This is a genomic window from Marivita lacus, assembly GCF_014637725.1.
GTDB classification, from domain to species: Bacteria; Pseudomonadota; Alphaproteobacteria; order Rhodobacterales; family Rhodobacteraceae; genus Marivita; species Marivita lacus.
Window position 1 is genome coordinate 639,539 of the sequence record NZ_BMFC01000001.1, and the last position, 15,135, is coordinate 654,673.

Annotated in this window: 16 protein-coding genes; 4 read left to right on the plus strand and 12 right to left on the minus strand. The window is 60.6% G+C overall.

Annotated elements, in window-relative coordinates; all coding sequences use genetic code 11:
- Nucleotides 1-11: 11 nt before the first annotated feature.
- Complete coding sequence (gene ubiG, locus IEV82_RS03110; protein WP_188480479.1) at nt 12-770, plus strand: bifunctional 2-polyprenyl-6-hydroxyphenol methylase/3-demethylubiquinol 3-O-methyltransferase UbiG; 759 nt, start codon at nt 12-14, stop codon at nt 768-770.
- A gap of 12 nt (nt 771-782) precedes the next feature.
- Here the strand turns inward: ubiG and IEV82_RS03115 are convergent, their stop codons facing one another.
- The 4 genes from IEV82_RS03115 to IEV82_RS03130 are packed head-to-tail and all read right to left on the minus strand — an operon-like array spanning nt 783 to nt 3,084.
- A complete protein-coding gene (locus IEV82_RS03115; protein ID WP_188480480.1) occupies nt 783-1,232 on the minus strand; it encodes a MarR family winged helix-turn-helix transcriptional regulator in 450 nt (149 codons plus the stop codon).
- Entirely contained in the window at nt 1,232-2,062 is an 831-nt protein-coding gene (locus IEV82_RS03120; RefSeq protein WP_188480481.1) for a carbon-nitrogen hydrolase family protein, read from the minus strand. The genes IEV82_RS03115 and IEV82_RS03120 overlap by 1 nt, the downstream gene beginning before the upstream one ends.
- Before the next feature lie 5 nt (nt 2,063-2,067).
- A complete protein-coding gene (gene grxC / locus IEV82_RS03125; protein ID WP_188480482.1) occupies nt 2,068-2,325 on the minus strand; it encodes a glutaredoxin 3 in 258 nt (85 codons plus the stop codon).
- A gap of 30 nt (nt 2,326-2,355) precedes the next feature.
- Nucleotides 2,356-3,084, minus strand: coding sequence for a ComF family protein (locus tag IEV82_RS03130; protein WP_188480483.1), 729 nt, complete (start codon nt 3,082-3,084; stop codon nt 2,356-2,358).
- A 14-nt stretch (nt 3,085-3,098) separates the two neighbouring features.
- Here IEV82_RS03130 and IEV82_RS03135 point away from each other — a divergent pair, with 14 nt between their 5' ends.
- Nucleotides 3,099-3,920: a methyltransferase domain-containing protein gene (locus IEV82_RS03135; RefSeq protein WP_188480484.1), complete on the plus strand. Its 822-nt coding sequence runs from the start codon at nt 3,099-3,101 to the stop codon at nt 3,918-3,920.
- A gap of 54 nt (nt 3,921-3,974) precedes the next feature.
- Nucleotides 3,975-5,039 carry a ferrochelatase gene (gene hemH / locus IEV82_RS03140; protein WP_188480485.1) on the plus strand — a complete coding sequence of 355 codons (1,065 nt, stop codon included), beginning with the start codon at nt 3,975-3,977 and terminating at the stop codon, nt 5,037-5,039.
- Between the two features lie 90 nt (nt 5,040-5,129).
- Here the strand turns inward: hemH and IEV82_RS03145 are convergent, their stop codons facing one another.
- The gene (locus tag IEV82_RS03145; protein ID WP_188480486.1) at nt 5,130-5,336 is read right to left on the minus strand and encodes a ferrochelatase; all 207 of its coding nucleotides are present in this window, start codon (nt 5,334-5,336) and stop codon (nt 5,130-5,132) included.
- A 147-nt stretch (nt 5,337-5,483) separates the two neighbouring features.
- Nucleotides 5,484-6,083, minus strand: coding sequence for a L,D-transpeptidase (locus tag IEV82_RS03150; protein ID WP_188480487.1), 600 nt, complete (start codon nt 6,081-6,083; stop codon nt 5,484-5,486).
- A 174-nt stretch (nt 6,084-6,257) separates the two neighbouring features.
- Here IEV82_RS03150 and dalA point away from each other — a divergent pair, with 174 nt between their 5' ends.
- Nucleotides 6,258-6,812, plus strand: a complete 555-nt coding sequence (dalA, locus tag IEV82_RS03155; protein ID WP_188480488.1) for a divisome-associated lipoprotein DalA — start codon at nt 6,258-6,260, stop codon at nt 6,810-6,812.
- A gap of 27 nt (nt 6,813-6,839) precedes the next feature.
- Here the strand turns inward: dalA and IEV82_RS03160 are convergent, their stop codons facing one another.
- The 6 genes from IEV82_RS03160 to IEV82_RS03185 form a co-directional block, all read right to left on the minus strand.
- Nucleotides 6,840-7,325 carry a L,D-transpeptidase family protein gene (locus IEV82_RS03160; protein ID WP_188480489.1) on the minus strand — a complete coding sequence of 162 codons (486 nt, stop codon included), beginning with the start codon at nt 7,323-7,325 and terminating at the stop codon, nt 6,840-6,842.
- Nucleotides 7,326-7,412: 87 nt separating this feature from the next.
- The gene (locus IEV82_RS03165) at nt 7,413-8,225 is read right to left on the minus strand and encodes an ion transporter (protein WP_188480490.1); all 813 of its coding nucleotides are present in this window, start codon (nt 8,223-8,225) and stop codon (nt 7,413-7,415) included.
- A 12-nt stretch (nt 8,226-8,237) separates the two neighbouring features.
- The gene (locus tag IEV82_RS03170) at nt 8,238-9,458 is read right to left on the minus strand and encodes a class I SAM-dependent RNA methyltransferase (RefSeq protein ID WP_188480491.1); all 1,221 of its coding nucleotides are present in this window, start codon (nt 9,456-9,458) and stop codon (nt 8,238-8,240) included.
- Between the two features lie 39 nt (nt 9,459-9,497).
- Nucleotides 9,498-11,327, minus strand: a complete 1,830-nt coding sequence (locus IEV82_RS03175; protein ID WP_188480492.1) for an ABC transporter ATP-binding protein — start codon at nt 11,325-11,327, stop codon at nt 9,498-9,500.
- Nucleotides 11,324-13,183: an ABC transporter ATP-binding protein gene (locus tag IEV82_RS03180; RefSeq protein WP_373285165.1), complete on the minus strand. Its 1,860-nt coding sequence runs from the start codon at nt 13,181-13,183 to the stop codon at nt 11,324-11,326. Before IEV82_RS03180 ends, IEV82_RS03175 begins: the two co-directional genes overlap by 4 nt.
- Nucleotides 13,180-15,024 carry an ABC transporter ATP-binding protein gene (locus IEV82_RS03185; RefSeq protein ID WP_188480493.1) on the minus strand — a complete coding sequence of 615 codons (1,845 nt, stop codon included), beginning with the start codon at nt 15,022-15,024 and terminating at the stop codon, nt 13,180-13,182. The genes IEV82_RS03180 and IEV82_RS03185 overlap by 4 nt, the downstream gene beginning before the upstream one ends.
- Between the last annotated feature and the right edge of the window lie 111 nt (nt 15,025-15,135).

Here is a 15,135-nt window from a genome sequence, read left to right on the forward strand (position 1 = left end):
ACCAAAAGACCATGGGGAAAAGTCTCGTGACAGCCACGACAACCGTCGATCCATCCGAAATCGCCAAGTTCGAAGCGATGGCTGCCGAATGGTGGGATCCCAATGGCAAGTTCAAGCCGCTGCACATGATGAACCCGGTTCGGCTGGACTACGTAACCACGCAGATCGCAGAGGAATACGACCGCGATCTGGAGCATGCCTTGCCCTTCACGGAGCTGCGCATTCTGGACATCGGTTGCGGCGGCGGGCTGCTGTGCGAGCCGATGGCGCGGCTGGGCGCGACTGTCGTGGGGGTCGATGCAGGCGGGAGCAACATTCCCGTGGCGCGCGCCCATGCGCAGCAGTCCGGGCTCGATATCGACTACCGTCACACGACAGCCGAGGCGATGGGTAATGCCGGTGAGCTGTTCGATGTCATCCTGAACATGGAAGTCGTCGAACATGTCGCCGACCCACTAGCCTACCTGACCGCCTGCCAGCGTCTTTTGAAACCCGGTGGTTTGCACCTGTGTTCGACGATCAACCGCAACGCCAAAAGTTTTGCCGCTGCCATCGTCGGCGCTGAATTTATCATGCGCTGGCTGCCCAAGGGCACGCATGACTGGGCCAAGTTCATCACGCCTGACGAATTATATGCCCTGCTGCGGCAGGCCGGGCTTGATCCGGTGGATCGCAAGGGATTCCAGTTCAACCCGGTGTCCTGGCGTTGGAACCTGTCTGACCGGGATCTGAGCGTGAACTACGTCACAGCCTCCCTGAAACCGATGTAGGACAGGCGGCGCTCAGCCCCGGTTGTCCGGCTCTTCCAGTTTCACCCGCAATTCCCGAAGCACCGGGATTGCCGCGCGCACCTTGGTCTCGCCGAGTTCCTGAACCATCTCGTTGATCAGCGGCGTGATCGCGGCAATCGCAGCATCCCGCGCGGCAAGACCCGCTGTGCTGATCGACACCTGTTTGCGGCGCGCATCGTCCCAGTCGGGACGGATATGCACATAGCCTGACGCCTCGAGCTTGCCCAAGGTGTTCGTCATGGCACCCCGCGTCACGTGAAACGCCTTGGCCAGCTGCGCCGGCGTCTTTTCCGACCCACCACGCGCCAACTGGTTCAACACCGAGAAGTGCGAGATTTCCATCTTGTTCGGAAGCACCCGCGTCAACCGGTTCCGCAGCAACTGATCCGCGGTCAGCAGCTCGCTGAAAAGCGAAATGGCAAGGGGGCTGCTATCGGTCATCAAGGGCCAGAGAATTCTCTATCATGCTGTAAAGACGGAATTTTATGTCGCGCTTGTGCCACGTGCGACAGGTCGAGGTCAACAAGATGCACCCCCGGCCGATCCCCGGCGTCCAAAAGCACCTCACCCCAGGGCGAAACGGCCAGCGAATGCCCATGGGTCGTGCGGGGCTTGCCGGTGATGGCAGCGTGCTGGCCAACCTGCGCCGGTGCCAGAACGAAACACCCGGTCTCGATCGCACGCGCGCGCAGCAGCGGTTCCCAATGCATCGGACCGGTAGCGGGTGAAAACGCCGCCGGAACGGTCAGGATCTCGGCACCGGCCTGCGCAAGGGCACGGTAGAGATATGGAAACCTCACGTCGTAACAAACGGTCAAACCGACCACGGCAAACGGGGTCTTGGCCAGAACGGCGCGGTCGCCCGGCGCAAAGCCAGCGGATTCGCGGAATGTCTCTTCCTCGGTCACCTGAACGTCAAACATGTGCAGCTTGTCGTATTGCGCGGCAATCGTGCCATCGGGCGCGATCAGAAAAGACCGGTTCACGAACCGCTCTTCCGGGGGCTCGGCCTTGAGCGCCAGCGACCCGATCAAAACCCAGACCCCAAGACGCGCGGCTTCGTCCTGCAGCCCGGCAAGCGTGGCATCTTCGTGCTGATGCACAAGAACGCTGCGCTGGTGGCTGCGGCTGGTGCTGACGCAATTCGTCACCTCTGGCGTCAGGATGAACCCGGCCCCGTCAGACGCCGCCTCGCGGGCACGGTGTGTCGTCATGCGCAGGTTCTCCACCGGATCGTCCGACGAGGTGAGCTGAAGCAACGCCGCGCGCATCTGTGTCAGGCCGCCAGCATCGGATCGAGCTTACCCGCGCGGTCAAGCGCAAACAGGTCATCGCACCCGCCGACATGGGTGTCCCCGATGAAGATCTGCGGCACGGTGCGCCCGCCATTCGCGCGCTCGATCATCTCGGGCTTGCGGTCAGGATGGGACAGCACGTCAATCTCGGTGAAGGTTGCACCCTTCTGGGTCAGCAGGCGTTTCGCAGCATGGCAGAAACCACAGAGCGGCGAGGTATAGATTTCGATATTCGGCATGTTTGATCCCCTTGAGTGAGTGTCGGGGATTTAAGCCGCCTTTGCAACGCGCGCCAGAACCATGACATAAATCTCTCTGCACTGTGCGGTCTGACAGGCCACTGCACAGGCCGCCAGCGTCGCACCGGACGTCATCACATCATCGACCAGCAGAACGGGCCTGTCGGCGAGTTGCGCCGCATGTTTGCTCCTCACCGAGATGGCATCGGACAGTTCGGAGAAACGTGCATCCCGGGTTTTCCCGTCCAGCGATGCCGTGCGACGCGCGCGGATCAGGATGTCAGGGAGGAACCTCAGGCCGAGACGCCGCGCAATGGCATGCCCCAGCAACGCCGACTGGTTGTAGCGCCGCGACAGCAGGCGAAACAGGTGCAAGGGCACCGGAACGACAACCGTATCGGCAGGTATGCCTGGCGGGAGCGCCCCAACCATCCAGTCGGCAGCCATATTGACGATTTCATGTCGGTCACCGTGTTTGAGCCCCAGTACCAACCGTCGCGCCACACCTTCGTATCGAAGCGGTGCACGACCCTGCAACCACGGTCGCCCAATGGACAGGCAATCGTCGCAATGCACCGCGATATCCGAATCTCCCGGCAGCGCCGTTCCGCACAGGTCACAGACGAGGCCCGAGATAAACGGTGTCTGGGCAAAGCAACTGGCACAAAGCCCGTTGTCCTGCTGCACGAGACCGCCACAGCCAAGACACCTCGGCGGGTAGATCATGCGCAACGCGGTTTGCAATCCTAAGCGCAGCATCCTATCTGCCGCTCATGTCCGAAACTCCTGTCCTTACCGATCGGCTTGCACTGGCCCGGCACCGTGATCGCGCGCGGGCCAACCCGGCGCTGTTCCTGCATGAAGAGGCCATGGCCGATGTGCAGGATCGTCTGACATTGGTTAACAAAACCTTTACCGCCCCGGCGATCGTGACCCCTTTTCCCGATCTCTGGCGATCGGCATTCCCTAACGCTCATTTCGCTTCTGATGACGACGTGCTGGACCTGACAGAAGCCACCCATGACCTGGTCGTGCACGGGATGGCGCTGCACTGGGCAAACGATCCGGTGGGCCAGCTGATCCAGTGTCGTCGCGCCCTCAAACCCGACGGATTGCTGCTGGTGCTGGCGCTTGGCGGCCAGACCTTGCACGAGTTACGCGCTGCCCTTGGACAGGCCGAGATCGAGATCGCCGGAGGTTTGTCGCCCCGCGTTGCGCCGATGGGAGAGATTCGCGATCTGGGCGCGCTGTTGCAACGGGCCGGTCTCGCCTTGCCAGTGGCAGACAGCGCGGTTCTCAAGACCAGCTATGCAACGCCGCTGCACCTGATGCACGATCTGCGCGCCATGGGCGAAACCAATGCCATGACCGCCCGGATCAGGACAGCAACCCGCAAGGCTGTCCTTCTTCGGGCAATGGAGCTTTATTCGGCTGCCTATTCCGACGGCGAGGGTCGCGTGAGCGCCACGTACGAGATGATCACGCTTACCGGATGGGCACCCGATGCGTCGCAACCACAGCCCTTGCGGCCCGGATCTGCCTCGCAAAGACTTGCGGATGTCCTTAACACCGTGGAAACACCGCTCAATGATTGACGTGACCCGGATAGAGGTTAGTTAGGCCGCTAAACGACCAAGGATGCAGACCCGATGTTGGATGCCACAAAGACAGCTCAGCGCCCCACCCATGCCCCGTCCGATCACCCGAAGGTGGCCGCCGAGAAGGTGGGTGTGCTTCTCGCCAATCTTGGCACGCCGGACCACTACACCTACTGGCCAATGCGCCGGTATCTGAACGAGTTCCTGTCGGACCGCCGCGTCATCGACTACAGCCCGTGGCTCTGGCAGCCGCTGTTGCAGCTCATCATCCTAACCAAACGTCCGTTCAGCTCTGGTGAAGCGTACAAGTCGATCTGGAACGAGGAACAGGGCGAAAGCCCGTTGATGACAATCACCAAGGACCAGACCGCCAAGATCACCAAGGCGATGCAGGACCGTTACGGCGATCAGGTTATGGTCGATTTCTGCATGCGCTACGGCAATCCCTCGACCAAGTCGAAGGTTCGCAAGATGATCGACGCCGGGTGCCGCAAGATCCTGTTCTTTCCGCTCTATCCGCACTACGCGGGTGCGACTTCGGCCACCGCGAATGACCAGTTCTTTCGCGTGCTGATGGACGAGAAATGGCAGCCGTCGGTGCGGACCGTTGACCCATATTACCAGCATCCGCTTTATATCGAGGCCCTGGCACAGTCAGTCGAACGCGCCTATGCCAAGCTTGAAACGCGGCCGGACATCCTTGTGTGTTCCTATCACGGCGTGCCCAAGCGCTATCTGCTCGAGGGGGACCCCTACCATTGCCAGTGCCAGAAGACGACGCGCCTTCTGAAAGAGCGGCTGGGTTGGGGAGACACGGAAATCGCCACGACCTTCCAGTCCAAGTTCGGCCCCGAGGAATGGCTCAAGCCCTACACCGTTGAAGAGGTGGCGCGGCTGGCCGAGGAAGACGGCAAAAAGAACATTGCTGTGTGTGCCCCCGCGTTCTCGGCTGACTGCATCGAAACGCTGGAAGAGATCAACGAAGAGATCAAGGAAAGCTTTGAAGAAGCAGGCGGCGAGCATTTCACCTATATTCCCTGCCTCAACGACGACGATGCCCACATCAAGGCACTGTCGGCGGTGATCGAAGAGAACCTGAACGGCTGGCTTGACTGAGCGTGGCGCAAACGCCGCTCAGCCATGCGTCAGGCAACAAAAAAGGCGGTGCAAGTGCACCGCCTTTTTCGTTAGCTGATCTGCCGTGGATCAATCAGCTGCAGCTGCAGCCACCAGAGCAATCAGGACCAGCGGGATGATGATCCCAGCGGCCGAAGAGCTTGCCTGAGCTTCTTCAACCACAACGACCGGCTCCATCACCACGTCGCCTTTAGCCATCTTGCCACCTTCGTGACCAGCGGCAAAAGCTGTTGTTGCAGCGCCAGCAAATGCAGCGGCGAGAACGAGTTTCTTCATATTAACCTCCAGATATTTGCATGTCGGCGCGCGTAAACGCTACACGACAGGCACCCAAGACTTACCTCGTACGACTCTCTAACCAGTATATTGAGTCAAATGCAAACCTATCTTATCCCACGACTTTCCGGCTTCGACAGCTTGTCGTCAAATTAGCAACACCTGCGTGCCAACTTGTGCAAGCTCGTAAAGTTCTTCGATATGCTCGTTGTAAAGACCGATGCATCCGTTGGAAGAACGGCGCCCGATCTTGCGTGTGTCATGCGTTCCGTGAACGCGATAATATGTCCAGCTGAGGTGCAGCGCGCGGGTGCCAAGAGGGTTGTCCGGGCCCGGCGGAACATAATCCGGCCATTCGGGATTGCGGATTTTCATCGACGGCGTCGGGCGCCAATCTGGCGCAGGATCCTTCAGGATCACCTCCGTCCGACCGCGGCGGGTCAGGTCATCGGTCAGCGGCACGGAAGAGGGGTAAAGCCGATAATTCCCATTCTCCTCCCAGTAGTGCAGCGCCCGCGAATCGATGTCGACAAGAATCGCCCCATTTGTGAGGTTGCTGAAATAGGGCTGCCAGTCGAGCGTGCGGAAGCTCGAGATATTTCGGCGCGTGATGCGCGAAATGTCGCTCTCGAATTCGACGGTGGACTCGTCATTTACGTTTTGTGCGATGGCTGGCGTCGCGACGAAGGCAGCGGTGCCGGCCAGAAAACTGCGGCGGTTGACGGGAAAATGCGGGTTATTTGCCATTTTATGGCCTCTTCGTGTGTAAAAGGGTGTGAAACACTCACTCACCTGTATACGGCGTCGGCGCCTCAGTCGCAATTCAAAGGAATGTCATATCGGCAGTTCTCGGCTTTGTGTGTTTGATCCCGCCTGTGACAAAGGCTAAGCCCGCATACGATCAAACTTGGGTGACTGATGATGAAGCGTTCGACTTTCCTTTTGGGTGCTGTAGCGATGGCCCTGACCGCCTGTGCTGGCGCGCCGCCCGCGCCGACGCTTGGACCGGACGGAAGACCGCTTCCCAGGCTGTACCGCATCGGTCCGGGCGATACAGGCCGAATCCAGTTCCGGATGCTCGATGCGATCAACGCGCTCCGGCAAGCCTCGGGCGCGCCTGCGGTCGTACTCGACGCCCAGCTGAACGCCGCAGCAGCCACCCATGCCCGAGACATGAGCGTGCAGAATCGCCCGTGGCATTTCGGGTCCGACGGGTCATCGCCGATCACCCGCATCCAACGGGCCGGATACAATGGTCGTCTGGTCGGTGAAGCGATTTCCGAGACCTATGAGACAGAGCTCGAAACACTGGGCGCATGGATGGAAGCACCGAACACGCGCACCGTCATTCTTGATCCGACGGCCCGCGAAATGGGCTTTTCGTGGTTTCAGGAATCAAACGGCAAGATCTGGTGGAACCTTATTCTTGCAACGCGTGAAGATACCGGCTTCACCCCTGTGAACGCCCCGTCTTGAACCACGGAGCGTCCGGTTTCCGGGCGATCAGGGGTTGATGGTAATCGGTGTGCCGTTCTGCACCATCGAATAAATCTCGCGCATCTCGCGATTGGTCACGGCGATACATCCCCAGGTCCAGTCGCGTCCACCCTTGCGGTTCGCCCGAGGGCGGCCGTGGATAAAAATGTCACCGCCCGGAGATTTTCCGATGCTGCGGGCATATTCGATGTCGCGCGCGCGTGGATAATCGATGCCGATGGACAGGTAGAAGGCGCTGTTCGGATTGCGGCGATCAATCATGTACTCGCCTTCGGGCGTCCGGCCATCGCCTTCGACCTGCTTGTGGCCTTCAGGCGCGAAGCCCAGGCCGACATCATAGGATTTCAGGATCGCGTTGTGATGCATCAGGTACATCTTGCGATGCGCTTTCTGCACAACGACCCGAGTCACCTCGGGGCCGGTATATGTCGGAAACTTCCCACAGGCCGTCAGGCCCAGGAAAAGCGCCAGAAGACACAAGATTCTCAACATTTGATGACACTGCCCGATTTGTTTTTTCAAACACTACCAGAACATGAGGGCGACAGGGAAACGAAAGCGTGACTCGGGACCGGCCGGTTACCGCTGATCCAGTCGCTTCTCGATCGATTCCAGCCGCGACAGGACCTCGTCACGATAGGCATCTGTCTTTTCATTGGATTCCTCTGCATGGGCGTCCTGCATCGAGTTCACGATCAGGCCGACCAGAAGGTTCACCACCGCAAAGGTCGTGACCATGATGAACGGCACGAAAAATGCCCAGGCCCACGGGTAAATTTCCATCACCGGCCGCACGATCCCCATCGACCAGGACTCCAAAGTCATGATCTGGAAGAGGGAATAAGCGGACCGGCCGAGATCTCCGAACCAGAGCAGAAGATCAGCATGCCGTTGTTCAGTACAGGCAGCGATCATCAGGTCGGCACATCCGTCGCCAAACAGCTTCGTGGCCATAACCGCGCCAATGTAGAAAATCAGCGCCATCAGCAGGAACACGCTGCCCATGCCGGGCAATGCGGTGATGAAGCCCTCGACCACCCGGCGCAGTCGCGGTGCCGCCGAGATGACGCGCAACACCCGCAGGACGCGCAGCGCCCGAAGCACCGAAAAGCCCTGAGTCGCAGGAACAAGCGCGATGCCGACAATGAAAAAGTCGAAGAGGTTCCAGCCGCTCTTGAAGAACCGCCAGCCATAGGCGAACAGCTTCAGCCCGATTTCCACAACGAAGATCATCAGGCAGACGAAGTCGAGCGCAAGGATCAGCGGCCCGAAACGCGCCATGATCACGTCGGATGTCTCCATCCCCAGCAGGACCGCGTTGAAGAGGATCACCGCGATGATGAAATTCGTGAAAAAATCCCGCTCGATAAACGCGGCCACACTGTTGCGCATTGCGCTGCCTCTTCACTTGTTCCGGCGCAAAAGCGCCACCAGTTCCACATGGGTGGACCAACGGAACTGATCAACCACCCGGACCCATTCAAGGTCATAACCCGCCCGGATCAACGTGGCGGTATCCCGCGCAAAACTGGCCGGGCTGCACGAAACATGGGCAATCAGCGGAATTCTGGACCGACCCAGCTCTTCGATCTGTGCGGCCGCCCCGGCACGCGGCGGGTCGATGACGACCCCATCGAACCGTGTCAGGTCCTCGGGCAAAATCGGATTGCGGAACAGGTCGCGCACCTCGTGGGTGATCCGCTTGAGCCCCTCGGCATTGCGCCACGCATGATCCAGCGCGTTGATCATGTCCCGGTCACCCTCGACTGCGTGCACCAGCGCGTCTTTTGCCAGCGGCAGCGCAAATGTTCCGCATCCTGCAAACAGGTCTGCCACGCGTTTAGCCCCTGACAGAGCCTGCTTGACAGCGTCGATCAACGCGGTCTCGCCTTCTTTGGTGGCCTGCAGGAACGCCCCCGGTGGCGGCGTCAGGTCGGCAGGCCCAAGGCGCAGAACCGGAGCGCGGCGCTGCAGCGCGATCTCGCCATCCCACGCGATGCGGGCAAGGTCATGCTCGCGCGCCAGATCGGACAGCGCCTGATGCAGAGCGACATCCAGTTCCTTGCCGCCAGTGACTGACACGTCCAACCCGGTCTCCGTGCGTGTCAGCAGCACCGACAATTCGCCCTTGCGCGAGGCACCGAGAACGCCCAGCGCCTCGACCATGGGAAGGGCGGCGCTCAGGTCAGGGTGCACCAGCTGGCAATTCGGAACCGCGATGACCGTGTCTGACGCCTTCATGTGAAACCCGGCCAGCGCGCCCTTCTTGGTGCGACGGACCGAAAACGTGGCCCGACGCCGCGATCTTGGCGGCGACGTGATCGGCGCGCCAAGATCGACGGCAATCCCGTGGGCGGCCAAGGCTTGGCGCACCACGTCGCGCTTCCAATCCGAGACAAACACATCGGAGGCGTGCTGCAACTGGCATCCGCCGCAGGATTTCGCGTGGCTGCAGGGCGGTTTCACCCGGTTGTCCGACGGTGTGTCGATCTTGGGATCACGCAACTGGTCGCCGTCCAGAACGCCACTCACCACTTCGCCGGGAAGCGCGGCAGGCACATAGATCGGCCCGTCGGCAATGCCGTCGCCCAGATGGCCCAGTCGTTTGATTTTCACTGTTGTCATGACGCGGCTTGTGCCTCAGCCAAGGGCGTTGGTCGAGGGCTATTCCGCTGCTTCCGACCCGATAAAGCCGCCGGACTGCCGATCCCAGTACCGCGCATAAAGCCCGCCCCTGGCCAAAAGCGCATCATGCGTGCCGATCTCGACGATGCGCCCGTCATCCATCACCACGATCCGGTCCATGCTGGCGATGGTGGACAGGCGGTGCGCAATCGCCAGAACGGTCTTTCCCTGCATCACCTCGTCCAGCGCCGACTGGATCTCGGCCTCGACCTCAGAATCCAGCGCGCTGGTTGCCTCGTCCAGAACGAGGATCGGCGAATCCTTGAGGATCGCACGGGCCAGCGCGATCCGCTGCCGCTGACCGCCCGACAGCTTGACCCCGCGTTCGCCCAGATACGCGGCATATCCGGTGCGTCCCTTGTGATCGACGAGACCAAGAATGAAATGATGGGCTGACGCACGGCGCGCAGCCTCGAACACCTCTTCATCCGTCGCATCCGGCCTGCCGTAGCGGATGTTCTCCATCGCGGAGCGGTTGAACATCGACGTTTCCTGCCGCACGACGGAAATATCCTTGCGCAGCGCGATCTGCGTGATGTCCCGGATGTCGGTCCCGCCCAGAGTGATGCGCCCGTTTTCCACGTCATAGAGCCGCAACAGCAGCGACACGACCGTCGATTTTCCAGCACCAGACGCACCGACAAGCGCCACCTTTTCACCCTCGGCAATCCGCAGATCAAACGCGCTCAGCGCGCGCGCGGCACGGCCATAGCCAAAGGTCACGGTGTCAAAATGGATCGGCCCGCGCGGCGCGGTCTCTTGCGCATGGGGGCGGTCGGTGATCGCGTGTTCGGGGGTCAGCGTACCGATGCCGTCCTCGACCTCGCCGATATTGGTAAAGATCGACATTGCAACGCGGCCAAGCCGGTTGGTCAACATGGACAGGCGCGTTGTGATCATCGCGACCATGGCAATGTCCCCCGCCGTGGCACTGCCCCTGCTCCACAACCACAGCGCGCCAAGGATCGCAAACAAGGGCAGCATGCCACCCAGTGTCATCAGGACCATGCGGAACACCGCCGACAAGGTGCCGAATTCCAGCGACCGGTCCCGGTAGGCGTCAAGAGCTGCGCGCGTCGCGCTGTCTTCGTCGGCATCGCGGGCAAACAGCTTGACCGCGGCGATGTTGGAATAGATGTCCACCACCTGCCCGGTCACATGTGTCCGTGCGCCCGCCCGCGCCTTGGACCGTTTCTGGACCCGTGGAATGAAAAACCGCAGCGCGGCCCCATAGAACACCGCCCAGACCACGAAAATCAGCAACAGCCGTGCATCTATCGTCAGCATCAGGATGAACGCCCCGATGAACATCGCCACCGAATAGATCACCACATCCGAGACCTCGATCACCAGATCGGTCAGCGCACGCGCGGTCTGCAACGCCTTCTGGCTGAGCCTCCCGGCGAAATCATTCTCGAAGAACTGCATCGAATGACCCAGTGTGTGCTGGTTCAATCGCGCAAGGACCATCGGATACAGGTTCGGCCCAAGCAGGATGCTGGTCACACCCGCATCCATGACAAAGATCAGCGGCCGGATCACCAGAAAGAACGCAGACCCAACAACCACGATCGGCCAGAACGTGACCCAGAAAGCGCCCTGTTCGGCAATCGCGGTCTGGTCGATGACCCATCCGGTAAAGCGGGCCGCGACCAGTTCCGAGATGCCGGTGACGAAGGTGATTGCAAAGGCGATCAGGATTGCACGTTCCGCGCCCTGCAGCGCCCAGCGCATGAAAGGCAGGATGTCTTGCGGCGGTGGTCCGTCGGCAGGCTCGAAAGGTCGGATGAGGCCGGCGATCGCGTTCATTCTGCCGCTTGCGCCCCGATAAATCCGCCGGACTGCCTGTCCCAATACCGGGCATAAAGCCCGTTTTGCGCGAGAAGCGCGTCATGGGTCCCCACTTCGGCAATGCGCCCGTCATCCATCACGATGATCCGGTCCATGTTGGCAATCGTCGACAGCCGGTGCGCGATGGCCAGAACCGTCTTGCCCTCCATCACGCGCTCCAGCGCCGACTGGATCTGTGCCTCTACCTCAGAATCCAGCGCGCTTGTCGCCTCGTCCAGCACAAGGATCGGTGCGTCCTTCAGAATCGCACGCGCCAGTGCAATCCGCTGGCGCTGACCCCCAGACAACTTGACCCCGCGTTCGCCCAGATGCACCGCATAGCCGGTGCGACCGTGATCATCTTCCAATCCAAGGATGAACTCGTGCGCTTCGGCCTTCTCGGCGGCGCGCATGACCTCGGCTTCACTGGCATCAGACCGACCGTAGCGGATATTGTCCAGCGCCGAGCGATTGAACATCGCGGTTTCCTGCGTGACCATCCCGATCTGCCGCCGCAAGCTGTCTTGCGTGACCTGCGACAGGTCCTGACCGTCAATCGTAATGCGCCCTTTTTCGGTGTCATAGAGCCGCAACAACAGCGAAACGAGTGTGGATTTCCCGGCACCCGACGCTCCGACCACCGCAAGCTTTTCGCCCGCAGCAATGTCGAGCGTCACATCCTCGATCCCGCCATCGCGCTGACCATAGGCAAAGGATACGTTCTCGAACCGGATATGCCCGTCCCTCACCTCAAGTTCGGCAGCACCGGACGCATCCTCGATGCGATTTGGCGGGGCAAGGGTGTTCATTCCGTCCTCGACCTCGCCGACATGGCTGTAGATCACCATGATCGTGTAGCTGATCCAGCCGGTCATCTGCGACAGGCGTATCCCCACAGCCCCAACAGCAGCAACGTCACCGGGCGTGACGCCACCGCCATCACGCATCGCAATGGCCATGCCCACCAGAATGACCGGCAGGGCACCTGCAATGAACATCAGACCAAGGCGAAACAGGGTCTGCGCTTCGCCAAACCGCAAAGCGGTGCGCCGCAGATGCTCCATTGCGCCCAGCGCCTTGCCGTCTTCGTACCGATCCCCGGCAAAAAGCTTGACCGTCTTGATGTTGCTGATCGTGTCCACCACCTGCCCTGTGACCTGCGCCTTGGCTTCGGCACGTGCGGCGGACCGGGTGCGGATGATCGGCAGCATCACACGCAGAAAGGCGAGGTAAACCCCGAACCAGAGCACCAGCGCGAGGATCATCCAAGGGCTGACCGCGCCCACCAGAAAGGCGGTGCCCAGAACCGTCGCAAGGCCGAATGTCACCGCGTTGACGGTCTCGATCACGATCTCGGTCAGCGAATTGGACGCCTGCATCTTCTTTTGCGCCAGACGCCCGGCGAAATCATTGTCGAAGAATGTCACCGATTGGCCCAGCGTCCAACGGAACATCCGGGCCATGACCTGCATCCCGATGTTGGGACCGATCATCACCGACTGCGTCAGCGCCAACCCCCCGAACAGCAGCGGTCGCGCCACCAGAAGGACGAAAATGCAGGCCAGAACCAGACCCATGTGATTGGAGAGGAACGCCTCCGACGAGGTCTCTGCGACTGCATCAACGACATTCCCGAGCAATTGCATCGACACCACTTCGGTCAAGCCCGCGAGCATCGAGATCACGACACCGAGCCAGACCACCCGCCAGCCGCCGCGCAGACACCACGCCATGAACGCCTGCAGCTTGAGCGGTGGCACACCCAGCGCCGGTGCATTCGGGTCGATCTGGTTGCCCGCACGCAGGATCAGGTTGTGGTAGAGCTGCCGCATCATTCCGCTGCCTTCGTGTCCGGATCAAGAAAGCCGCCCGATTGGCGCGCCCAGAACCCGGCATATAGCCCATTTCGCGCCAAAAGCGCGTCATGACTGCCCTCTTCGACGATCCGACCCTGATCTATCACCAGGATACGGTCCATCTGAGAGATGGTCGACAGGCGGTGCGCAATCGCGATCACGGTCTTGCCCTCCATCATGCCGTAAAGCGTGTCCTGAATGGCCGCCTCGACCTCTGAGTCCAAGGCGCTGGTCGCCTCGTCCAAAAGCAGGATCGGCGCATTCTTGAGGATCACGCGTGCAAGGGTCACCCGCTGGCGCTGCCCACCCGACAGCTTGACTCCCCGTTCACCGACCTGCGCCTCATAGCCCGTGCGCCCCTGTGGGTCCTGCAGGTTGAGAATGAACTCATGCGCCTGCGCCTGTCGCGCCGCTGCGATCACCTCGGTCTCGGTCGCGTCAGGACGGCCGTAAAGGATGTTGTCCCGCACCGACCGGTGCAACAGCGAACTGTCCTGCTGCACCATGCCGATGGCAAGACGCAGACTGTCCTGAGTGACTTCCGTGATGTCCTGACCGTCGATCAGGATGCGCCCGCTTTCCGGATCGTAGAATCGGAGCAGCAGTTTGACCAACGTGGATTTGCCGGCACCGGAACGCCCGATCAGGCCAACCTTTTCGCCGGGATGAATCGTCAGATCAATGGCATCCAGACCACCCGTCTTGCGCCCGTAATGGTGTGTCAGAGCCTGAATCTCGATCCTCCCCGTTTTGATCTCAAGCCGTTTCGCCTGTGGCCGATCAACCAACGTGATCGGCTGGGCAATGGTTTCCATCCCTTCGGCGACAACGCCCAATTGCCGGAAGAACGAGGTCAGCGCCCACATGATCCAGCCGGTCATCGCATTAAGCCGCAGGGTCAACGCAGTTGCCGCCGCAACCACTCCAACACTCGCCTGCCCCTGCATCCAGAGCCAGAATGCCCAGCCGACAACGGCGACGATCAGAAGACCGTTCAGCGTGACAAGCACCACATCCATGATGGTGAACAGCCGCATTTCATACTGGAACGTACGGCGCGTGTTCTCGATCGCGTCCTTGGCATAGGTCAGTTCGGTTTCGTTATGCGCGAACATCTTGACCGAATGGATATTGGTGTAGCTGTCCACAACGCGTCCTGTCACCTCGGACCGCGCATCCGACGCCGCCTGTGAGGCAGGACCAACGCGTTTCACCGTCCACACGACAAGTGCCGCGTATAAAAACAGCCACCCGACCAGCGGAATCGCCAGACGCGGATCCGCCTGACCCAGCAAGATCAGCGCTCCCACGATATAGGCCAGTGAAAAGGTGATCGCGTCGAACACCTGGAACACAGCTTCACCGGCAGCGGGCGGTGTCTGCATGATCCGGTTGGCAATGCGCCCGGCAAAATCATTCTCGAACCATCCCACCGATTGCCGCAGCACATGCTTGTGCGCCCGCCACCGAATGAGCGTGCCGAAATTCGGCAGGATCGTGTTGTTCAGCAACAGAACATCCAACGCCTGCAACGCGGGCCGGATCAGCAGGATGAACACCGCCAACGCGATGAGCCATCCGCCATAGGTCTCCCAGACCTCGGTCGGATCACCGGCAAGAATATCGACGACCCAGCCCATCGCCCAGATCAGCCCGATCTCGATGGAGGCCACGATGATCGACAGGATCGTCGCGTAGACAAAGACACGTTTGAACGGCTGCGCGTAATCGAGCATGAACGGCAAAAGCCGCGATGGCGGGGTGTCCTTTTCATCATAGGGACAATACGGATCGACCAGATTTTCGAAGAAGCGGAACACCGAAAGGTCTCCTGGAGAAATAGGCGAAGGGCAAAAAGCACGTGCCGAAGCGTGCGGCCCATGGTGACAGATATGCGATGTACGGTGTGGTCTGTGTGACAACACAACACT